We start from the raw sequence: 20,775 nt of genomic DNA, 5'->3' as shown, positions 1-20,775 counted from the left end.
TTTTGAGATTAAATAGACTAACGATTTATGAATAACATCACCGAAAGCTTTAAGACAATTCTTGTCAAGCAGAAGGATTAAAATTACCATTTCCCTAACATACTTAGAAAATCTGCAAGCCTTCAAGAAATAGCTAAAACAGAAAACACTTTGGGCTTAAATTTTAATGACGAGTTGAAAGAACTGTATTTGTTTGCAGACGGAACGAATATTGATAGCGTAACCCCTTCAGGCCTTACAGGGCTGATACCTATACACAACTTCCTATCATTGGAAGATGCGGTTATCTATTATAATCAAAGCATGGAGTTTGAAGAGAGTTTCCGGAATTGGACAAAAAACTTTCAGCCTGCCAAACAATTGTTTCCATTTTTAGAGGATGGGGCGGGTAATTGCTATTGGGTTGATCTAAATGAAAAGACGTCAAACTATGGAAAAATATTCTGGACGAATACGTTTGGTACCGATCCTGATTATACTTATGACTCTTTGACAAATATGTTTGAAGTTATTGCTAAAGCATATATTACGAACATTATATTCTTGGATAGTGATGGTTATCTGGATTGTGACTTCAAAGCGTTTGATAAGCTTTCTGAGGAAAAGTAATCAAAAATAGTCATTTCGGATTATTTCTTTGACATTAAACTAGCAAGGCGCTAATCATATATTAGCGCCTTTTAAACCAAAGTGTTTAGCTATTTTATAGCATTCGATCTTTTTCATCAATGGCCAGATCATTGATGCTTGCGAACCGTTTCTCCATTAGTCCGTATTTATCAAATTCCCAAAGTTCATTACCAAAACTGCGGAACCATTGCCCTTGATGGTCATGCCATTCATATTCAAAGCGAACTGCTATGCGGTTGTCAGTAAATGCCCAAAGTTCTTTTTTAAGCTTGTAGTCGAGTTCTTTCTCCCATTTAGTTGCTAAAAATACTTTGACTTCTTCGCGTCCCGAGATAAATTCCGACCTATTGCGCCATTCTGTATTAAGGGTATAAGCCATACATACCACTTCAGGATTGTGGCTATTCCACGCTTGCTCTGCAAGCATAACTTTCTTCACCGCAGAATCATAGCTAAACGGTGGTACTGGGTTTTTTATTTCCATTACTTTATTTGATTTATTTGTTATTTGTGAAAGTCCGTATTACACTCGAAAATCTTATTTTGGAAGGGTGGAGAGAAACTTCAGTATTTCATTTCCGATCTCCTGTGCATGGGTTTCTAACGCAAAGTGGCCAGTATCATAAAATTTTACTATTGCGTTAGGAATATCTTTTTTATAGGCCTCAGCTCCGGCTGGAAGAAAAAATGGATCTTTATTTCCCCATACCGCAAGCAATTTTGGTTTATTGGTTCTAAAATACTTTTGAAACGATGGATACAACTCCACATTTGTTTTATAGTCTTTCAACAGGTCAAGCTGAATTTCTGCTGATGCTGGCCTATCTAAAAAATGCTGGTCCAAAATGTAAGCTTCGGGGGCTATAAGGGATGAATCGGTAACACCAGTAAAATACTGGAATGCTGTTCCTTCCTTGCTATAAAAAGACCTCAGCGCATCTCTGTTTTCCTGGGTGTCATTTTCCCAATATTTCTGAATTGGATTCCAACCCGTACTCAATCCTTCTACATAGGCATTGCCATTCTGCGAAATAATCCCCGTAATTTTCTCTGGATTTGCAAGTGCCAGACGAAATCCGGTCGGTGCACCATAATCGAATACATAAATTGCAAACCTTTTTAAACCTAATTCATCTACAAAACCCTGCATTGTTTTAGCCAGATTTTCAAAAGTATAGGTATAAGTTTTACGATCTGGTAAATCAGTATATCCAAAGCCAGGAAGATCAGGAGCTATAACGCGGTATTTTTTGTTTAAAATCGGTATCAGATTGCGGAACATGTGTGATGATGTCGGATAACCATGCAATAATAATATGGTGGGTGCTCCGGCTGGGCCAGATTCTCTATAAAATACGCTGAGTCCGTTTACATTTACCTTGCGGTGATGAACAACCCCAACTTCTAAAGCCGGAATTGTTTTAACTGTGCTTGATTGTGCCATAATTTCTGTTCTCCCTAATAAGCCAGTCAGCATGACCGTGAAGGCTATTTTTAGTTTTTTCAATTTTTTATTCAAAAGTAAACCTGATATTTAATCTTTCAAAATGATTTATAAAGATACTATGTATCTCAATTTAAGATTTATGAACACGAATGACCTTAACTTATTTGAAGCCGTTGCGCATTATGGCAGTTTTACAAAGGCTGCTGAAGCGATGTTCACAGTTCAATCCAATGTAACTACCCGTATAAAAAATTTGGAAGAGGAGTTTGGCGCACTGCTTTTTACCAGAAACAACCGCAAGGTCGAATTAACTCCAGAAGGTGAAAAACTTATTCGCTATACCAAGCAGTTCAACCATATTTTGGATGAGGCAAAAAGGTCGATTGGTAAAAGTGACATCGTAAAGGGCCAGATTAAAATTGGATTTTTAGAAACCATGATGACCCTGAAAGGGCCTGAACTTGTTAATGAACTTGCCGCTAAATTCCCTTTTGTTGACCTGGATTTTAGATCCGCGATGAGAGACAGCTTAATCAGTGATGTTTTGAATTATAAACTAGATGCAGCATTTATCCCTGCTCCACTTGACATTCCTGAGCTTGAACAAATTAAAATAAAGGAAGAACAGGTCGTAATTGTTGCGCCAGCGCATTGTAAAAACCTGGATATTCTTCTTAAAAAAAATCCGCTTAAAACAATAGTTTTCGATCAAGGCTGCGTATTCAGGGCTAAACTTGACTCTTGGCTTGTAAGCAAAGGCATTGCCCAATATCATAAAACAGTAATGAATTCCATTGAAGGCGTTGTTAATTTCATTGCATCTGGCATTGGGTTTAGTGTGATGCCAGAAGAAATCATAAGTACGTTTTATAGTAATAGAAATATAAAAACATTCCCCCTGCCAAAGGAGTTGGGCCTTATGACCACGATTTTGGTCTACAGAAAAGATGTGCCACTTTCCCCTGCTTTAGAAGCTTTTATCAGCATCAGTGGTGGAACAAAAATGGAGTAACGGATTCAATAGCGTGATTCTAGCTAGCTTTTTGTATTCTTTTACACTGATTAAATTAAATCTTATTCAGAGCAGGATCCATATTCAAAACGGATTCCAAGTTGAAAGACTAAAGTGGATTTCCTTCTTACGGCAGGTATTTACGGTAAATGGGCTGCATCTGAAATAATACCATTCCAGATCTAAAGTTGATAGGCGGCAATTTTAGCGGTGTCTTTATGTTATGGTGCGTGCACGCCATTCTCAAAACGCTATTCCTAATGGCAATGATCTGATTGATTTGCAAAATCTTTAAATCGTTATCTTTTGCCAAATCGCTGATCCTGCAGTCTGTCATACTCTTTAACGTAATCTGGGTTTTCAGTACCCATAATACGATCCCATATTCTAAAATATAACCCGTAATTACCTTTAAACTTACTATGGTGTAAATTATGGTGCACCGATGTATTCAGAACTTCAAATAACCAAGTGTGGCGGAACCATTCGGGCGTGATTTCATAACCCAGATGACCATAAACATTAATAATAAATGAAGCGATGGTAAACAACAAAACGCTAAGGGGATGCAAAGGCAAAATAAAAACGAGTACAAGTAATATTGCGCCTTCTGTAACAGCTTCAAGTAAATGAAAACTGTATGAAGTCCAGGGAGAGGGATTAGTGCTTTGATGATGTACAACATGGGTGAGCTTAAAGAGTTTTTTATGATGCAGTAAACGGTGCATCCAATAAAAGTACGTATCATGAAGAATCAGGCAAAACACCACACTTAATGCAAAGTACCATGCTGGATAGTCGCTAACCTGATCATAAATTCTGGTATAAGATCTGAGTGGCGTAAATAATAATGCCACAGCAATGATCGTGAAGATGAGGTTGCTTTGCAAGGAGTGCCATACCTCACGAAGGAAATCTTTTTTTACGGCCTGCTTTTGCTGGATTTTTGACCGATTTGCTTTTGCTGGCAGTAGCAGGTAGAATAAGATAAAGGGGATACCTGCCAGTACAAAATACCGAACGGTTGAAATACCGAATATCCTGACCACTTCTTCTATTATTTTTTCCATAATTGTTTAAAATTTATGATTCAAAAATAGAAGGTGAGCGATGACAAACTGCTTAACAAAAGTTAATTTATAGGCTTAACAAAGGATAATTAATGTTATGATTTTCCCTTAGTATGCATCCTTTTCCGGATTCGGCTTAAAGATACGGGAGTAATGCCGAGCATAGAAGCAATGTATTTATCAGGCACGCGATTGATCAGATCAAAGCGTTCGGCAAGAAGTTCCCGGTAGCGTTCTTCTGGAGATTGGGTTACAAAAGATTCCATAATTTTAAGTGAATCTGCCAGCATGCGCATGAGGAAGAAGTTGCGCAACGGTTCGTATTCCGGGTGGTTTTTTAAGATATCTTCTAATACATCATAATCGATCTGTAGCAGCGTAACAGGCTCCAGCGCCCTGTAAATAAAACGAGAGGGCTGCCGATGAATGATTGTATCATGTGATGCGATAAATTGCCCTTCACAGCGTAAGAATAGGGTGGCTTCATCACCATTATCTTTCACAATATAGGAACGTATAATGCCTTGTTCGATAAATGCAAGTTTACGGCTGGTATCACCTGTGCGAATATACGCCTCGCCGGCTTCCAGCAATACCCGGCTGGCCATATCAAATAGCGGCTGAGTGTCGGTAGGCATCACTCCGGCCAAATCAAATAGTAATTGTTGTAACATGTCTATGGAAGCGCTCATATAAAAATTGCTATTTGACCCTAACAAGGCAGGGCACAATTTAGAAATTACTTGCCATGCCTGCAAGAGTGTTACTTTCAATTTGCCAGATTTTTCGACTGGTAATCTCAGAATTAAAGTACATAGCAACATTCTAAAGCTGTAAAAAATAAGGCTGTTAAAGGCAACTAAGCACTCATCATCATTTCAATGGACGGTAAACCGCAGGCTATTGAAATATAATTGATTTATGGCAAAACTTAAAAATAACACTTTGGTCTCCGGCTCTTTTTAGTTTCGATATAATAACCTACAGAAATTTCGTGCGAACCGTAATCGTAATTACTCAGCTTATTCAGGCTATAATCATAACCATAACCAATACGCAGGTTAGACCGGATAAAGAATTCGCTGATAAAACCAGCTGCCGCCTTACTGTTCAGACCACGCTGCAGATTTTCTTTAGGGTAAAGTTTTACCGAGGTTCGATAAACTGCACCCAACCAGAAACGTTCTTTGATTAATAAAAACGCATTTAAATCTAATGAGGTTGGGCCATGTAAATCATCTTTAATTAAAAAGGTGGGTTTAAAAACAAAATCGTCATTTACAGGAAATGCCATGCCTGCAGCGAGGTAGAAATGGGGTTGAACTTTTACGTTAAGCGCATTGTAATCATTAAATATGGATAAGCTTTTAGCCAGGAGATTGTTGGCCGAAAACCCGATAAAAAACTTTTCGTTAGAATAATGTACACCAGCCCTTACACCAGGCATGGTTTGACTTACCACTCCATTAATAATGCGGTTATCTCCTTGTTCGATAGGATCTAACAAGTTACCGTTTAAGGAAGATTGGATTACGCCTACGCCTAAACCAAAGGCAAGGATATTGGTTTCGGTACGATCTAGTTTTATCCGGTAGGCAAAGTTTGCCGATGCGTTTAAACTATTTTGTGCGCCTATCTTATCTTTGGTAATCATTAGACCAATGCCTAAACTTTCATCATTAATGGCCTCATCTGCTGATAGGGAAAGGCTTTGTGGCGCACCCCGAACGCCTGTCCATTGTGTTCTTGCAAAAGCCTGGAGGTAAAGTTCTTCCTTATAACCCGCATAGGCAGGGTTAATGTACAGGCCATTAAATACATATTGGCCAAACTGGGCATCCTGCTGCGCCAAAAGCTTTCCAGCTGATGTAAGCATGATTAAAACAAAAAATATTCCTCTCAAAATGTTCATGTTTATATATTTTATCCTATTTACCGTATTACGGTTACATAACCTTTGTAGTCTTGCCATGCTGAAGTTCCGTTTCTTACTTTAATTATATAGAAATAGGTTCCGTCTGCCAGTCCCGGAGCAGTCCAATCGTTCAGGTAGTGATTGGATTGGTAAACCGTACTTCCCCAGCGGTTAATAATGGTTACTTCATTTGATTCAAAGGATTCTAGGTGCTGGATATAAAAAGTTTCGTTTTTGCCGTCCCCATTAGGCGTAAAAACATTTGGTATTCTTAAACCTGAAATCTCTTTTTGATCAGTTGATGTATTATTGGCGAGGTTCGGATCAAATTCCGTTGCCGTAACCACTGCCGTATTGCTCACCATACCTGGCTGTTTAGACCTTACTTTAACTACCAGTTCTGCAAACTTACCATTGGCCAGTAAAGGGATGTTCCAGGTAATGGTCTGATTTAGCTGATCGAAGGTGGCTAAGCCATCTGTGGGTTGCCCCAGGTTTTCAAAAGATAAGTTTTTTGGCAGCACATCTTTCATCACCAGTTGGGTAGCATCATCGGTACCATTATTTCGAACGTTGAGGTAATAGTCAAAAACCTGGTCAACCACTACTACCTTTGATTCGGATCGCTTGGTGATGGCGACATCTGCAACAGGCTGGCGTAGCATGGTTACTTCTATTTCATCAGATATCTCAGACATACACCCAAGCGTATTCCATGTGGCCACTCTATAAACCCCAGGCGTTGCGGTAATTAGTGACGGTCTGTTTTGCCCATTAACCAACACATTATCCTTATACCAGATATACGAAGATCCCCCTACCGAATTTGCGCGCAAAACCACCGACGATCCTGGTGTGATCGCAATCGTTTGCCGCCCTTCGGGAGCAGTCTGGCCCATAGCTGTTTGTATAAAAAACAACATTATAGCCAATGACAGAAAGGAGGATATCCTTCGCCTCATTTATACCTTATATTTCAGAAATGTAAACCTTCTCCTTAGAAAGTAACTGCTGTGGCAGTACCTGTAAGGGTTCCTGGTACAATGGTTGGTTTTGTTGGCTTAGGCGTAACTGTAATATCATGATCAGCAACTTGCGCACAATAGTTTTTGCCGCCAATTACATAACCTACTTTTAACCTGTGTTTTTTTGTTCCAACTGTAGCAGGCGCTGTTGGGGTATAATCTTTTGTTGTTATGCCAGGTATTGCAGTTTCTACATTTGCTCCATCCACTGTATACCATTGGTAGGCAAAGGCTTGAGTATTAGCATCTGGACTTGATACGTTGCCTATTTGAGCAAGCGGGCTTTCCAAACAGAAATTGGCAGGTGTGAAATCAACCAACAAAGGTTTAAGCACATAGACTGGTATTTCCTGTAATTCAGATTCGCAGGCACCCGCTGTGGTAGATTTAGAACTTAAATAATAATAGCCGGTATTTAAATCAGCTGCAGCGATTTTACCCGAAACTAAGGTGATACCTGTACTTGGCGTAGTGGTTTGAGTTGCACTGTACTTTACAATCCACTCTTCCCCTGTAGGAGCATTGGGTAAGGTGAGGTCTGATCCTTGACAGAATAAACTCACCCCAATAGTGGTTGGGAGTACCTGAGCAGATACCTTTGTGCATGCGCAGATGATTACGAAAATAACTGCGAAGATTGTTTTTGTAGTTGAATTGTTCATGGGGACTTTTTTTTTGTTTGATTAATATTGTGATGTAGTTTGTACCAGCACATGTGGCGCTGATGGTTTTGGATTTATTTTAATGTTGAAATTTAGCTGAGTACTGCAACCTGTAGCATTTTTAAGGGTAAGTATGCCTGCATGCATACCCACCGGGGCATTAACAGGAAGATTAAAAGGGATACTTCCTGCTGGTAAAGGCTGGTTGGTAATGGGCGCAAAACCTGCGGTTTTCCAGGTAATGCTATAGGTTACAGGGTTATTTAATTGGTTCGTATAACTTAATGATAAGGCGGTAAAGCCCTGGCAAATTTCGGGTTCGGCACCAAGCGTTAAATCTGGGAGGGCACTTACCGAAACGATAAAATCTGTTTTTTTCTCTTCGCAACCCTTTGCAGTAGCGGTTATGGTTGCGGTACCTGCAAATGTATTGTTCCAGGTTACTTTGCCGCTGGTGGCATCAATAACGCCCGCAGCTAAAGGCAATAGCATGTACACTATTTCTTTAGTGTTACTTGCTGTTGCCACGTAAGTATCTGTTCCGGCACCGATACAGCGCTTGTCGGTTAATCCGCCATTAAAAACAGGTGCTCCAACCTTTCCGTTCACCGTGATATTTCCGGTTATGGTTAATGCATTTCCGGCAGTACCCTTTACGGTATAAATTTTTGAAGGCCCTGCGGTGGTTGGTGTCCCGCTAATAGTTAATTTCCTTGCTGTACTATTGTAAACCCCCGTTATCCCATCTGGTAAACCGGAAACGTTAACATTGGTAGTGCCAGCAGGAATATCGAAAATAATATTATCCATCACTGTACCTACACAAATCACTCTATCTCCAGAACCCGTATTGGTCGTAACCGAACTCCGGTCATTATTGGTTACCTGATCAGGTTGGGCGCCCGTAATGGTAGCGGTATTTATATTCTGACCTGTTTTGACCACCTTCGCCGTAATCTTTAAGCTTATGCTGGCATTGCTTGCCAGATCGCCGATGGTCCATACACCCGAAACCGGATCATAACTTGTGCCTGTGGGTGCTGTGCTTGATACATAAGTAAACCCATTGGTTAGGAGATCTGTAACTGATACCCCAACGGCATTGCCATTGCCTAAATTTTCGGCCTTCAGGGTAAACTCCACATTGCTGTTTAACTCCGGATAGGTTAAGTTAACCGTTTTAGTAATGGAACGGTCGATATTACAAAGAGAAATGTTTAAGGGTAAAGAAGGGGCACTGATACCACATTCTAACTGTGTAGTTACACTGTAATTTCCAGATGATGTGGCCACATACGTATTATTAGTAGCCCCATTTATAAGTTCGCCGTTGAGATACCATTGGTACGGACCTGCATTTGCGCCAACTGTTAATGTTGCGGTAGTACAATCGGTTTGACTTGAAGTGGGCTGTTCTGCTTTTTCGGGGAAACGGGAAATAAAATTAGACATCGAAAACGAACTACTTTGCTGCACCATCGAAACCGTAAGCCGGCTTGCACTTGTGATTACAATCGTAGCCGGCATTCCAATATTAGTGTGGGTAAAGCTTACTAGAGATAAGCCTGTATTGCCCAATGGTTTACGAGTGGCTATGCCTGCTATCGTTTCTATGTCTTCATTATTGTGAGGTGGGGTTCCATTTGTAGTCAAAAAAATTCTATCCGTGCTACTGGTAATAATATAACCAAAGTAATTAAGGTCGGTATTTTGATTATAGGCCGTAAACTTTGCGGTTTCTACCTTTTTAGAACCGGAGCAACTGGATATCGGGACTAAAGTAGCTACATCTACTTCGCAACCTTCTCCACCAGAAGCCCCAGCTGTACCTGAAAAAACTTCAATATTTTTTGTTGCAGAAATCCACGTTGAAGAATATCGTCCGGTATTATTCACCGGATGATACGATCCGTTCAGATAACCGTGATTGAAAGTTTGTTTATCTCCTGCTTGCGCCAGAATGTATGTAGTTAATCCTTGCTGAATGCCATTTTGATCAAAATTGATCACCGTTATGCTGGTGTTGGCCTCGGTTGCAATTACTGTAGTTTGTTCTGCAGTCATATTCCCTTCACCTCTAACTACTACATACTCTTTTCCTAATGAGGCAATTGGTGGAATGGGATTGTATGCACCATCACCACAACCTCCCGGTACATCTAAATCTGCAGCGGTGTTCATTACCGCAGATTGCGACGATTCAACTAAAGTTCCGATAGGCGCATTAAACAGATAACTCTGGCCTATGTTTAATGTAGCTGTAGCCACACCACCTATTTTAACGATGGTGTTATTTTGGGTGGCCATAATGCTATAGATTGGTGGGTGTGATGAATTTGCTAAATTTCCATCGCGATAATAACCTACCCGAAAAGATGTTCCGATTGCTGCATCTCCGAAACTAAAGAGCGAAGCATTTCCTTTAATATCTGCATCACTACCGTCATCCCCTAAATTATCAGAGGCTACATTTCTTAAGTTCACTGAAATAGTTCCGGTAGCTTTTACTATTAGCCCTGCTCCGGTAAGTACTGTATTAAGTTTATGCGCTGGTACATTTTTAGGTAATCCGGTAAAACGTTTCACGTAAGGAGTACCCTGTGTGCAGGTAAAATTAAATAATACTGTACCGTCACTTTTGGATATCGTTCCGGTAACGGTTCCACTTTCTGATGCAATGACGATTTCGTTTGCCTTGCTCCAGTATTGCCAGGGCGCAGGGGCAATATAATGTAGCGCGTAACCAGGTGGAGATAAAAGTTTGCTGAAGTTTATGGTTTCTGAATGTGGAAAAACAGATAAATTTTTTACGTAGAAATTTGTTTTGCTTTCACAGCGCACAGCAGTAATATTTACCGCACAAAGCAATATTAATCCTAGTAAACAGTTAAATACAAATAGTAGTAAGGTTTTAATCATAAGCAAACCATTATAGAGCCCATAATGTGCCTAACATGGTTCTGAAATTTATTAAAGCGTGGAGCACATTTTAATAAACTTTACACAATCAAGTCAATAACCTTTTAATCAGTATTAATCTGTTAATGTAAACGGAAATGTATGGTTTTTTGGGGATCTTAGAAGCTAATGTAAAGAAAAATTTAGCAGTAAAATATACCATCAATATTAATTTTAAAGCACCTGAGGGTAGTTTAACGCTAAAATTATGCAAAATAAAATAGCCTGTATTTCTACAGATACGCGAATTAGAAAGAAATGATTTTAATTTGTTAGTTTCTTAATTTTTCACCTATTGTAAATTACTTTTAGTCAAGTTTTTATAAGGTTTGTTTGCTTTTTCTTAACAGCGAAGAAGGCCAGCAGGTCTTTTTTGTGAAAAAAATTTCCAAATCATTATTAATGATAAACTAAAACGGTAACATCAAGCTTTATCAGTCATAAATTTCTGGAAGTTAGTGGGGATAACCATCTGAAACAATTCCCTTGCAATCTGGCTTCCGTGGCAAATAGTTTCACTACTTAATTTCCGCCTACTCCGGCTTCCCTGGAAAATAGTTTCACCATTTAACTTCCTTGCACTCCGGCTTCCGTGGCAAATGGTTTCAACACTTAATTTCCGTGCTTTCCGGCTTCCGTGGCAAAAAAATTCACCATTTAATTTCCGTGTACTCCGGTTTCCGTGGCAAATAATTTCACCATTTAATTTCCGCGCACTCCGGCTTCCGTGGCAAATGGTTTCAACACTTAATTTTCGCGTATTCCAGCTTCCGTGGCAAATAATTTCACCATTTAATTTCCGTGTACTCCGGTTTCCCTGGTAAATAATTTCGTCATTTAATTTCCGTGCATTCCGGTTTCCGTGGCAAATAGTTCTACCTTTTAATTCCGTGCATTCCAGCTTCCGTGGCAAATAATTTCACCATTTAATTTCCGTGTACTCCGGTTTCCGTGGCAAATAGTTTCACCATTTAATTTCCGTGCTCTCCGGTTTCCGTGGCAACTAATTTCATCACTTAATTTCCGTGCACTTCGGCTTCCGTGGCAAAAAAATCCACCATTTAATTTCGGTGAACTCCGGCTTCCGTGGCAAATAATTTCACCATTTAATTTCCATGTACTCCGGTTTCCGTGGCAAATAGTTTGACCCTTTAATTTCCGTCTACCCTAGTTTCCGTGGCAAATAGTTTCATCATTTAATTTCCGTCAAACGGAATTCGTTTTAAATTAAACTCCTTCCGTTCAACGGATGTATAGTCTGACTGTTATCAATAATGCAACCTACAAATCGATTCTGGTATCAGGTTCTGGATTAAATTAAGCTCATCTTGATTTTTAATGACAGATTATATCGTATCAATTTATTTATTAACCAGTTTTAATGCACCTTCGCTATACCTTGCCCCGGTATCAGGAAACTGATTTAAAAGATTATCGATAGCTTTAAAATCATCTGCCGATAAGGTAACGTCTATCGCGCCAACATTCTCTTCCAGGTATTTTCTTTTTTTGGTTCCCGGGATTGGAATAATATCATCACCCTGGCCCAATACCCAGGCCAGCGCAAGTTGAGCCGGGCTAATTTCTTTGCTTTTTGCGATGTCGGCAAAGCCATGTACCAGTTTCATGTTGTTCTCGAAATATTTGCCTTCGAAACGGGGTAAGGTTCTCCTGAAATCTGTTTCGGCAAAGCTATCGGTTTGGCTGATGGCTGTGGTGACCAGGCCCCGGGCCAATGGGCTGTAGGGAATTAAACTGATCCCTAGTTCTCTAACGGTTGATAATATTTCACCTTCTACATCTCTTGTTAAAAGAGAATATTCGCTTTGCAGTGCCGCAATAGGATGAACGGCATGTGCTTTTCTGATAGAAGTTGGTGAAGCTTCGGAAAGGCCCAGATAGCGAACCTTACCTTCTTTAACCAACTCAGCCATTGCCCCGACCATATCTTCAACAGGTACATTCGGGTCTATTCTATGGGCATAGTAAAGATCTATAGTTTCTATTTTAAGCCTTTTTAAGCTTTTTTCTACTGCTGTTTTGATATAAGCCGGAGAACCATCAAAATAGGTGTTGACAGCATTGCTCGAACCTGCCTCATCATTTTTAAACCTGAAGCCAAATTTGGTTGCAATAAAAATCTTATCGCGGTTTGGAGCCAGAACTTTCGATATCAGCGCTTCATTATCTCCATTTGCATACATGTCTGCCGTATCCCAAAAGTTTATACCCAAATCCAATGCTTTGTGTAAGGTCGCAATTGACTCTGTATCATCTGTTGGACCATAAGCGAAACTCATGCCCATGCAACCTAAGCCTAATGAGGAAAGTTGCTCACCTGTTTTACCCAATTTTCTATATTTCATAATGTTTAAATTTTATTAGTCAAAATTTGTTGATAGCGTTATTTCTTTCCAGGTATCGATTTCGTCTTTTTCTTTTTTTCGCTGATCGATTACCAATTGATAAGCATCAGGACCAAGCAATAAATGCAGGGGAGGATTGGGGTTTCTTGATAATTTAAAGAGAATGGCCACCAGCTTCTCCGGATCTCCTTTTTGTTTGCCACTTAAGTTGGCTAATGTTTTCGCAACAGTTGCCGAATTATAGGATGCTAAAGTATTCTTTGCAAAGGCAATTGCACCTTCTTCCCATAAATTTGTTCTAAATTCTCCCGGTGCAACAACGGTTACTTTCACGCCAAAAGGTTTAATTTCTTCATGCAGGGATTCTGAAATGCCAATTATAGCAAACTTCCCGGCGCTATAACTTCCTGCATTTGGATAACCGACATAACCTGCGCTAGAAGAGATGTTAATGATGTAGCCTGATTGCTGTGCCCTTAAATAAGGCAGTGCTGCCCGAATCACATTAACTGTTCCGAACAGGTTGACATCTAAAGTTGCCCGAAATTCCTGATCGGTTAACTCCTCGATGCTCCCACCGAGAACATAACCCGCATTATTAACCACTACATCTAACTGTCCAAATTGATCAATCGCCTGCTTTACCGCACTTTTTACATTTTCATCATCTGTAAGATTAACTTTTAGGGCGAGAAAATCACTTTCATATCCCGTAACCTTACTTTTGAGGTCATCTGTATTTCTTGTGGTTGCAACCACGCGGTCGCCGTTAGCTAAAACCAGTTTAACCAGTGCAAGGCCTAAACCGGTTGAAGCACCTGTGATAAACCATACTTTTTGATTGCTCATGATCTATTTCCTTGTCTTTATTAAACAAAGTTACATTGCAATAGCCAGCAAAGGATTAAACTAATCTAACCAAAAGTTATAAAAATCAAACTATTCAGATCTAAAGGACTTTGGGGTAATCAGCGTATGCTTTTTGAAAAAATTGTTAAAATACGCCGGATATTCAAAGCCCAGGCAATTTGCTATTTCAGCTACATTCCAGTCCGTATGTTTGAGCAAAGCCTTAGCTTCTGCTATAATTCGCTCTGCAATGTGCAAGCCCGTTGTTTTTCCGGTAATCTGCTTTACCGCACGATTTAAATAATTTACATGTAGCGATAGTTTAAGGGCAAAATCATTTGGTGTTTTCAACGATAAATAATGTTGGGGCGTATCTATCGGGAACTGGCGCTCCAAAAGTTCAAGAAAAAGATTTGTAATTCGTGAACTTGCATTGGTATGTTTAAAATAATTTTTTGCAGGCTGCATTTTTAAAGCCTCATGAATTAAGAGATGGACGTACGACCTTAAGAGTTCTGTTTTATGCAGGTATTCGGTATCAATTTCCTGCATCATCGATTCGAAGATAGAATTTACTCTTTCCTGCTGTTTTTCATCCAGAAAAAATACGGGCTCGCTGCCTACTTTAAATAGTGGAGATGCTAAAACGCTGGTATGGTGACTTTCTGTATGAATAAAGCTCTCTGTAAATAAACAGAAATAACCACTCTGATTTTCTGAGGATGGCTCCCAGGAATACGGAATCATTGGATTAGAAAACATCAATGCCGGACGATCAACCTTCAAACCTTTGTTGGCATAATAAAGTGTTCCCTCGCCGATAATGAATGAGATTTTATAGAAGTCGCGACGATTGTAAGCAGTTACAGATGTGCCACAATTATAGTTGCGCTGTTGTACATTAAACTGTTTAGGTTTATAGGCTGGTGCTGATGAATAATCAGGTGCAAGACGTGTGTAAAACTCTTCTATCGTTTCTGTTTTCATAACTTAAAGTTATAAAAATCAAACGATATGTTTAATAGCTTTGTTTGCAAAAATAGCTGTCTCATAAATTCAAAACGTTATTCTGAGCGCTAGAAGTTTATTATCCTTATCAAGAACATAATAGCTATCAAAGTCGGTTTTTTATGCTTAAAGCAAAAGGTTGAAGTAAATTAATTTAGGGTAGTAAGTCATCTTATAGTTTTCTGAGTGAATTTCAGTTATTTGTTTATCTATTTTGATGTCAATTTGTTGATCAAGAGCCATTTGATTACAAAGGAATTCATTATTCAGTCGAACTGTTTTACTGATGTTTGGTTAATTGCGTATAAATTAATCCCTGTTTATGTCCTTTCAAAATTTATGAAGCCACCGAAAGGGCAATAATCAGCAAAATAAAATTTTACATCCGCCTAGTCAACAGCGAAATCTTTATGGGTTTCGTTTAAAGAATGCCAGGTTGGATTATGGTCAAAAATAAAAGTGGATTTAAAGTGAACAATTTCTAGTTTTTAATCATTGGGAATGATCGATTAATGAATCACATGAATTTTTAAAACTATTTGTTTTTCTTAAATTGGCGGGATGAACTCAAATGTATTAGATACCATCGGCAGTTTTTCCGATTGGGAAAATACACTATTTGAAAAGGAAATTAAGCTTCGCCGGATTGGTAAAAACGAAGTCCTGCTGGAAGAAGGAGAAATTGCATCCTCTGTTTTCTTCATCCTGGAAGGCTCACTTTTTCAACACACTAAAACAGATGAAAATGTCCAGAACATTATAGATCTTCATCTGGAAAATGAATGGGTGTTGAATCACAAAAGCTTTGTAAGCCAGCAGCCTGCCGATACTACCATTTCTACATTTACCAGTGCATATATTTTAGAACTTAGTCTTGAATCCATTCATCGCCTCATTGGGCATTCCCAATCATTTCTTAAGCTAAATAAGATCATGGAGCATGCCGTATCCAGAGTGGTGTTTTTTGATAAAAATTCCACACCGATAGATAAATATCTTTATATTTTAGAGAACAGACCTCAGTTAATTCAAGCTTTTCCATTAAAAATGATTGCGTCTTATTTGAAAATTACGCCAGAAACACTTAGCCGGGTTAGGGAAAAGATTATTCGGATGCCTGGTATTTCTTGATTGTAATCAACTACGCGTCTAAATCGGGTTCAATATCTTTGTTCCCTTACTAATCGTGAATAAAATATGGAATACAATGCACTTTCAATCCGGCCATTTATTGGTGCAAAGGATTTTGAACAATCCCGCGGTTTTTATAGAGACCTCGGGTTTACCGAAAGTAAGATATCGTTGAAGATGTCACTTTTTCATAAAGAAAAGGTAGGGTTTTACCTTCAGGATGCATTTGTGCAGGATTGGATCGACAATACGATGGTGTTTATTGAGGTCGAAAATTTAGATCATTTTTACCGTGATATACTCGCTTTAAATTTGTCAAATAAATATCCAAAAGTAAAACTACTTCCGATCCACGAAGCCCCTTGGGGAAGAGAATGCTTTCTGCATGATCCTTCTGGTATTCTTTGGCATTTCGGGGAATTTAAATAATAAGTTATGGATGATCTGGAAGTGGGTGAGTTTTGGAATGAAAATGCCGGGGTCTGGACTAAATTAGCAAAAATTGCACGTGATATTTAAAAGGATCAGCTCAATACTTCAATCTAACGGTTTAATAAGCTTAGTTTAGGTATTGGTTATGATTTGGCAGTCTGCGAAAGTCATTTAAGATAAAAAGATTAATTATCAGGATTTATGATTTCTTAAGTATATTTGGATATAAGCCGTCGTAGCACGAACCCATCCTTTACAGCCTAGCAGAAAATAAGACTGGTTTAAATCGATCACCTAAAAATAAAATCATGGCAGTATTTAATCCCTATTTACACTTTACCGGTAACACCGAAGAAGCCTTTACTTTTTACAAATCTGTATTTGGCGGAGAATTTGTGAAGATTGCGCGATATAGCGATCTCCCTCAGTCTGATGAACATCAGGTGCCAGATGCATTTCTTGATAAGATCATGCATATTGCGTTGCCGCTTGGACAGGGTAATTTTCTGTTCGGCTCGGATGCCATGTTGGAAAGTGCAGATAGAAAGTTTACTGCCGGTGATAATTTTCATATTGCTATTAGTGCTGAAAGTAAAGCGGAAGCAGACAAGTTATTTGCCGGACTCTCAACTGCAGGGAAAATTGAAATGCCTATTGCAGACAGTCCCTGGGGTTCTTATTTTGGTATGCTAGCTGATCAATTTGGCATTCAATGGACGATTGATTTTGATCCAAATGTGTGAATTGATCATGTAATTGCATTTGATGGGTAAATAGGGTAGTAGCACAACAGTTTAAACTTTTGTATTTGATTAGATGAGGTGTGTATCTGCCTCATGGTTGAGGTTAGTCTTTGTTCTGGCTACTTCTGCTGATCTTCGATTGACTTAAGATGAGCATCCGTATGGCGAAAACAACATGAAATCGAAGCTATAAAAACTGAGTGGCGAGGTCATTTGATGATTCATCATTCCGTCTTTCGTAACTCGCAGATTTTTTGTGGTTTAGCGCAAAGCAGAGTTTGTAGCTATATTAAGTTATAGGATATTTTGTCATCTGATTGTATAATGCCTCCTGCAATAAGAACCGGATCTGACTGGATTCCGTTTATTTATATGTTAGAATTAAATCAATGGGACGATTAAGATTCATCAATAAATGCATTAAACTAATTGCATTTATTTAGTTACGAACGAATATTCTGGATAGGATTTCGGTAAATGAAGCCTTGCATTTTTGCAGGGCTTCTTTTTTAAATGATTTTATGAAGTAATTATTTTTTGGAGATCCATAGATTTGGACTTTATGCTACCCCTCATAAACTGGGGTATCTTTTAAAAGTAACAGCATACTTTCTGGTAAATAAGGCCTTCCGCCTGTAGCTGGCACGAATGTTCCGGTGAATACACCTTTAGTCATTACTTTATTATTCAGTAAAATGGATTGTTTAAAATGAACCTTCGGTAGGCCTTTACTATCTCCATACAATGCGCAGGTTACCGTAAACTCATCGCCTCTTTTTAAGGATCTTAAAAATTGAATGCTGTAATTAGAAAGTACCATATGAATTCCTTTTCTTGCTTCTTCTTCAAAATCAAAACCAAGAACTTCTTTGATAAACGCGTGTCTGCAATATTCCATGTAAAAAGGATAGTATAATCCATCCATAATATTCTGAACATCAATATGCTCATTTTTTACTGTGTAGGTTTTTGTAAATTCCATTTTTTTGAAATATTTGTTTAAGTTGTAATTTTGCTATTTTTCTTTAAAACGTAAAGTGCTCTCCAAAAAGTCTTAGTAAATAAAACTAAATATTTATGTTGCTTAAGGTGCTTCTTGCTGTGAAAAGGATTTTCTCTAGAAATGGAGTCGTTATATTCATCATTTTGCAAATTTCAACATTGGAGTAGTGATCAATTGCATATAAGTTAAATATGAGACGTTGTATCAAAGGGAGCTTCTGTACGGCTGATAACAGGTGATGACTGGCTAAACTCCTTTCAAAAGCAAAATTATCAAACGAATCATAAAGCATTGATTTCTCTATGTTGCCTGCCATTTCATTTTTATAATAAGTTATTACGCTGTGGATCATAATCATTTGAAGATTTTCGGAAAATGTCTCTTTTGGTTTGGGTAATACAGAATTGGAGAAGAGTATATAAAAACCGTTATTCATTATTTTTACACTTTCAGTCCGATTGGTGGCATAACGGATGCATATTCCCATTGCGCTGCTATAGTATCGCTTATATATTTCCCTTTGGGCATTTCTGTCGCCAGTTTTGCAACGGGAAAGTAGCTCTTGCAAATCCTTTTCTTCTATTACTTTGATCATAATACTTTTGATTTGCTAGTTTTCTTTAGCGAAATATTCATCTTTTACGCTAAATGATAGTTTATTGCTAAATTTTACTTCTTTATTTTGATGCGCTAATTGAAATTGAAAGTTAAAGCGTAAATTTGAAGCGAACAAGAAGGTACTTTTTGGTTATTGAATTAATTCGAGGTAACTAATGCTGATTATGAGGGGTTTATGGTAGAAAATAATTCAGAAAATTTTGGAGGTCAATGTCCTGTTCGCAGTTTACTTGATAGAATAGGGGATAAATGGCCTATACTGGTCATTTCCCTTTTGGGTGAATTCGGAACTCAACGCTTTAGCGAATTGAGTCAGAAAATTGGCACCATTTCTCAGAAAATGTTAACCATCACGTTAAAACACCTGGAAGCCGATGGTTTGGTTACGCGAAAAATGTATCCTCAGATTCCACCTCGTGTAGAATATACGCTTACAGAACTGGGAGAAAGTCTTTTACCAATAATAAAATCTTTGGTTGATTGGGCAACAATCCACATTCCTGATGTTGAAGAATCTCGGGAGCGGTATAAAAATAAAGGGATTAGTAAGTAATCTATCTGGCTATTGTGTTTGTTTGATAAAACTATGATCTTGCAGCAACACTGCATAATTAAATTCCTTGTGTTTTTTAAATATGCCAATCATATGTAATTGACCATAGTTTTGTTGTATTCCGGGTTACCATAAATTTATTTTATACTAGGTATGTAGATTTATCCAGCGGTAAATATTAGAAGTTGAGGCTTTTTTTAATACACATTTATCAGTATTGTGACTGTTAAAATTTTCTTTTAATTTATTGCTTAATTAACCCTTCTTTTAAATTTATCTATAGGCTCCATTGAAAATCATCATCCTGATGGTGTTAACTTTAACACTATTTCATACCGTACCACCCAGCATTAAAGCTAAAACGTCTGTCTCTACCTGTTATGGCTATAATCCATGTACGGCCTGTTCAAATTGTAGCAAGTGTAAAAATTGTGGTGCTGGTGGTAGCTGCGGTGTATGTGCTGTGAATAGTGTGAGAAAAATTAATACTTTTTCAGGCAATGGTACAACGAAAACAAAAACGGCTAATTATGTAGGTCGATGTAAAGCGATTACAAAAAAAGGAAGCCAATGCAAGCGAAGTGGAAATGGAGCAGGATACTGCTGGCAACACGGGAAATGATAACCAATGCAGCCTCGTTTATCTCCTTGGTTGTAAGATAAATAACGTAGCTTTCGTTTCTGGATTTGAGACAAAAAACCATCTTTACAACGTACGCAGGAAAATCATCAAAATAGGCAAGTCTTTATGGCGTGTCTATTTGTTATAAGGACTTTGCAATTAATAATCTAGTATCATGGCCTCACTATTTTGTAAAATAGGTACTGTTAAAGCTGTTCTGTTTAAGCTTCAGTATTTTCTTTCTATAGATGCGGAGCCTGACGTGTATTATTAAAGGCATATCCTTTACGTGAGTCATATTAAATATCAAAGTATTTGATCTCTTCAGTGTATTTAAATTGGCTTGTTTTTAAAATTTTGTTTGTCAATCAATAAAAACTAAATTTCTCTTTCTTGCAGATATCAACGTATCTAGCGCTGATTGAAAAGTAAAAACCTTAATTATCTATTTTATTTTATAAATCATTCATTACCATATAATTAGTATTGCTAATACTAGTTTTGAAATTTCCGGTATAAACAAATTTGGAATATTACAGTTTAAATGTTACATTCGTGTATTATAATTAGGTATTAATAAGAGTCTTGCGATCACCGTTCTGAAGCCGTTAACGCAAGTCAGCAGATTAATACCCACAGCTTAATTGTATGTGCTATATTTGCGCTTCAAAATAGTTGTGGGCTCTGCTGTAATTCCATGTTAACATAAGGCTTCAGAAACTTTTTAGTGA

Annotated in this window: 20 protein-coding genes; 6 read left to right on the top strand and 14 right to left on the bottom strand. The window is 38.2% G+C overall.

Going from position 1 to position 20,775, the window contains the following annotated elements:
* Positions 1 to 99 precede the first annotated feature (99 nt).
* Positions 100 to 609, top strand: a complete 510-nt coding sequence (locus SOM16_RS10785) for an SMI1/KNR4 family protein (protein WP_320464343.1) — start codon at positions 100 to 102, stop codon at positions 607 to 609.
* Between the two features lie 94 nt (positions 610 to 703).
* On the opposite strand, the gene SOM16_RS10780 is transcribed toward SOM16_RS10785, so the two are convergent.
* Positions 704 to 1,114 carry a nuclear transport factor 2 family protein gene (locus SOM16_RS10780; RefSeq protein ID WP_320464015.1) on the bottom strand — a complete coding sequence of 137 codons (411 nt, stop codon included), beginning with the start codon at positions 1,112 to 1,114 and terminating at the stop codon, positions 704 to 706.
* Positions 1,115 to 1,168: 54 nt separating this feature from the next.
* Complete coding sequence (locus SOM16_RS10775; RefSeq protein ID WP_320464014.1) at positions 1,169 to 2,137, bottom strand: alpha/beta hydrolase; 969 nt, start codon at positions 2,135 to 2,137, stop codon at positions 1,169 to 1,171.
* 40 nt (positions 2,138 to 2,177) lie between these two features.
* Here SOM16_RS10775 and SOM16_RS10770 point away from each other — a divergent pair, with 40 nt between their 5' ends.
* Positions 2,178 to 3,089 carry a LysR family transcriptional regulator gene (locus tag SOM16_RS10770; protein ID WP_320464013.1) on the top strand — a complete coding sequence of 304 codons (912 nt, stop codon included), beginning with the start codon at positions 2,178 to 2,180 and terminating at the stop codon, positions 3,087 to 3,089.
* Positions 3,090 to 3,388: 299 nt separating this feature from the next.
* Here SOM16_RS10770 and SOM16_RS10765 read toward each other — a convergent pair whose 3' ends face one another.
* The 10 genes from SOM16_RS10765 to SOM16_RS10720 form a co-directional block, all read right to left on the bottom strand.
* On the bottom strand, positions 3,389 to 4,159 hold the full coding sequence (locus tag SOM16_RS10765) for a sterol desaturase family protein (protein ID WP_320464012.1): 771 nt from the start codon (positions 4,157 to 4,159) through the stop codon (positions 3,389 to 3,391).
* Between the two features lie 95 nt (positions 4,160 to 4,254).
* Positions 4,255 to 4,932, bottom strand: coding sequence for a Crp/Fnr family transcriptional regulator (locus tag SOM16_RS10760; protein ID WP_320464011.1), 678 nt, complete (start codon positions 4,930 to 4,932; stop codon positions 4,255 to 4,257).
* Between the two features lie 158 nt (positions 4,933 to 5,090).
* Positions 5,091 to 6,071 (bottom strand): type IX secretion system membrane protein PorP/SprF, encoded by a 981-nt coding sequence (locus SOM16_RS10755; RefSeq protein ID WP_320464010.1) that lies wholly within the window; start codon positions 6,069 to 6,071, stop codon positions 5,091 to 5,093.
* A gap of 20 nt (positions 6,072 to 6,091) precedes the next feature.
* Complete coding sequence (locus SOM16_RS10750; protein ID WP_320464009.1) at positions 6,092 to 6,973, bottom strand: gliding motility-associated C-terminal domain-containing protein; 882 nt, start codon at positions 6,971 to 6,973, stop codon at positions 6,092 to 6,094.
* Between the two features lie 98 nt (positions 6,974 to 7,071).
* Positions 7,072 to 7,761 carry a hypothetical protein gene (locus SOM16_RS10745; RefSeq protein ID WP_320464008.1) on the bottom strand — a complete coding sequence of 230 codons (690 nt, stop codon included), beginning with the start codon at positions 7,759 to 7,761 and terminating at the stop codon, positions 7,072 to 7,074.
* A 21-nt stretch (positions 7,762 to 7,782) separates the two neighbouring features.
* On the bottom strand, positions 7,783 to 10,680 hold the full coding sequence (locus SOM16_RS10740) for a hypothetical protein (RefSeq protein WP_320464007.1): 2,898 nt from the start codon (positions 10,678 to 10,680) through the stop codon (positions 7,783 to 7,785).
* Positions 10,681 to 11,143: 463 nt separating this feature from the next.
* Entirely contained in the window at positions 11,144 to 11,632 is a 489-nt protein-coding gene (locus SOM16_RS10735; RefSeq protein WP_320464006.1) for a hypothetical protein, read from the bottom strand.
* 448 nt (positions 11,633 to 12,080) lie between these two features.
* Positions 12,081 to 13,085: an aldo/keto reductase gene (locus SOM16_RS10730; protein ID WP_320464005.1), complete on the bottom strand. Its 1,005-nt coding sequence runs from the start codon at positions 13,083 to 13,085 to the stop codon at positions 12,081 to 12,083.
* 15 nt (positions 13,086 to 13,100) lie between these two features.
* Positions 13,101 to 13,934 carry an SDR family NAD(P)-dependent oxidoreductase gene (locus tag SOM16_RS10725; protein ID WP_320464004.1) on the bottom strand — a complete coding sequence of 278 codons (834 nt, stop codon included), beginning with the start codon at positions 13,932 to 13,934 and terminating at the stop codon, positions 13,101 to 13,103.
* Positions 13,935 to 14,024: 90 nt separating this feature from the next.
* Positions 14,025 to 14,921, bottom strand: a complete 897-nt coding sequence (locus tag SOM16_RS10720) for a helix-turn-helix transcriptional regulator (protein WP_320464003.1) — start codon at positions 14,919 to 14,921, stop codon at positions 14,025 to 14,027.
* Between the two features lie 582 nt (positions 14,922 to 15,503).
* On the opposite strand from SOM16_RS10720, the gene SOM16_RS10715 reads away from it, so the two are divergent.
* The 3 genes from SOM16_RS10715 (at position 15,504) to SOM16_RS10705 (ending at position 17,248) form a co-directional block, all read left to right on the top strand.
* A complete protein-coding gene (locus tag SOM16_RS10715) occupies positions 15,504 to 16,073 on the top strand; it encodes a Crp/Fnr family transcriptional regulator (protein ID WP_320464002.1) in 570 nt (189 codons plus the stop codon).
* Between the two features lie 66 nt (positions 16,074 to 16,139).
* Positions 16,140 to 16,502 (top strand): glyoxalase, encoded by a 363-nt coding sequence (locus tag SOM16_RS10710; RefSeq protein WP_320464001.1) that lies wholly within the window; start codon positions 16,140 to 16,142, stop codon positions 16,500 to 16,502.
* Between the two features lie 311 nt (positions 16,503 to 16,813).
* Entirely contained in the window at positions 16,814 to 17,248 is a 435-nt protein-coding gene (locus tag SOM16_RS10705) for a VOC family protein (protein WP_320464000.1), read from the top strand.
* A 565-nt stretch (positions 17,249 to 17,813) separates the two neighbouring features.
* On the opposite strand, the gene SOM16_RS10700 is transcribed toward SOM16_RS10705, so the two are convergent.
* Positions 17,814 to 18,230, bottom strand: a complete 417-nt coding sequence (locus tag SOM16_RS10700) for an acyl-CoA thioesterase (protein WP_320463999.1) — start codon at positions 18,228 to 18,230, stop codon at positions 17,814 to 17,816.
* Between the two features lie 85 nt (positions 18,231 to 18,315).
* Positions 18,316 to 18,846 carry a sigma-70 family RNA polymerase sigma factor gene (locus SOM16_RS10695; protein ID WP_320463998.1) on the bottom strand — a complete coding sequence of 177 codons (531 nt, stop codon included), beginning with the start codon at positions 18,844 to 18,846 and terminating at the stop codon, positions 18,316 to 18,318.
* A 198-nt stretch (positions 18,847 to 19,044) separates the two neighbouring features.
* On the opposite strand from SOM16_RS10695, the gene SOM16_RS10690 reads away from it, so the two are divergent.
* On the top strand, positions 19,045 to 19,422 hold the full coding sequence (locus SOM16_RS10690) for a helix-turn-helix domain-containing protein (RefSeq protein ID WP_320463997.1): 378 nt from the start codon (positions 19,045 to 19,047) through the stop codon (positions 19,420 to 19,422).
* Positions 19,423 to 20,775: the final 1,353 nt, after the last annotated feature.

This window comes from Pedobacter sp. CFBP9032 (assembly GCF_034045265.1).
GTDB lineage: Bacteria > Bacteroidota > Bacteroidia > Sphingobacteriales > Sphingobacteriaceae > Pedobacter.
The sequence above is the reverse complement of the archived record's forward strand: the minus strand, read 5'-3'. Positions and strand labels throughout refer to the sequence as shown.

Bases quoted from the DNA above. Each gene is read 5' to 3' on its own strand.
- SOM16_RS10780 (WP_320464015.1), bottom strand. From the start codon at position 1,114: ATGGAAATAAAAAACCCAGTACCACCGTTTAGCTATGATTCTGCGGTG.
- SOM16_RS10770 (WP_320464013.1), top strand. From the start codon at position 2,178: ATGATTTATAAAGATACTATGTATCTCAATTTAAGATTTATGAACACG.
- SOM16_RS10765 (WP_320464012.1), bottom strand. From the start codon at position 4,159: ATGGAAAAAATAATAGAAGAAGTGGTCAGGATATTCGGTATTTCAACC.
- SOM16_RS10755 (WP_320464010.1), bottom strand. From the start codon at position 6,071: ATGAACATTTTGAGAGGAATATTTTTTGTTTTAATCATGCTTACATCA.
- SOM16_RS10750 (WP_320464009.1), bottom strand. From the start codon at position 6,973: ATGGGCCAGACTGCTCCCGAAGGGCGGCAAACGATTGCGATCACACCA.
- SOM16_RS10745 (WP_320464008.1), bottom strand. From the start codon at position 7,761: ATGAACAATTCAACTACAAAAACAATCTTCGCAGTTATTTTCGTAATC.
- SOM16_RS10740 (WP_320464007.1), bottom strand. From the start codon at position 10,680: ATGATTAAAACCTTACTACTATTTGTATTTAACTGTTTACTAGGATTA.
- SOM16_RS10730 (WP_320464005.1), bottom strand. From the start codon at position 13,085: ATGAAATATAGAAAATTGGGTAAAACAGGTGAGCAACTTTCCTCATTA.
- SOM16_RS10725 (WP_320464004.1), bottom strand. From the start codon at position 13,934: ATGAGCAATCAAAAAGTATGGTTTATCACAGGTGCTTCAACCGGTTTA.
- SOM16_RS10720 (WP_320464003.1), bottom strand. From the start codon at position 14,921: ATGAAAACAGAAACGATAGAAGAGTTTTACACACGTCTTGCACCTGAT.
- SOM16_RS10715 (WP_320464002.1), top strand. From the start codon at position 15,504: ATGAACTCAAATGTATTAGATACCATCGGCAGTTTTTCCGATTGGGAA.
- SOM16_RS10710 (WP_320464001.1), top strand. From the start codon at position 16,140: ATGGAATACAATGCACTTTCAATCCGGCCATTTATTGGTGCAAAGGAT.
- SOM16_RS10705 (WP_320464000.1), top strand. From the start codon at position 16,814: ATGGCAGTATTTAATCCCTATTTACACTTTACCGGTAACACCGAAGAA.
- SOM16_RS10700 (WP_320463999.1), bottom strand. From the start codon at position 18,230: ATGGAATTTACAAAAACCTACACAGTAAAAAATGAGCATATTGATGTT.
- SOM16_RS10695 (WP_320463998.1), bottom strand. From the start codon at position 18,846: ATGATCAAAGTAATAGAAGAAAAGGATTTGCAAGAGCTACTTTCCCGT.
- SOM16_RS10690 (WP_320463997.1), top strand. From the start codon at position 19,045: ATGGTAGAAAATAATTCAGAAAATTTTGGAGGTCAATGTCCTGTTCGC.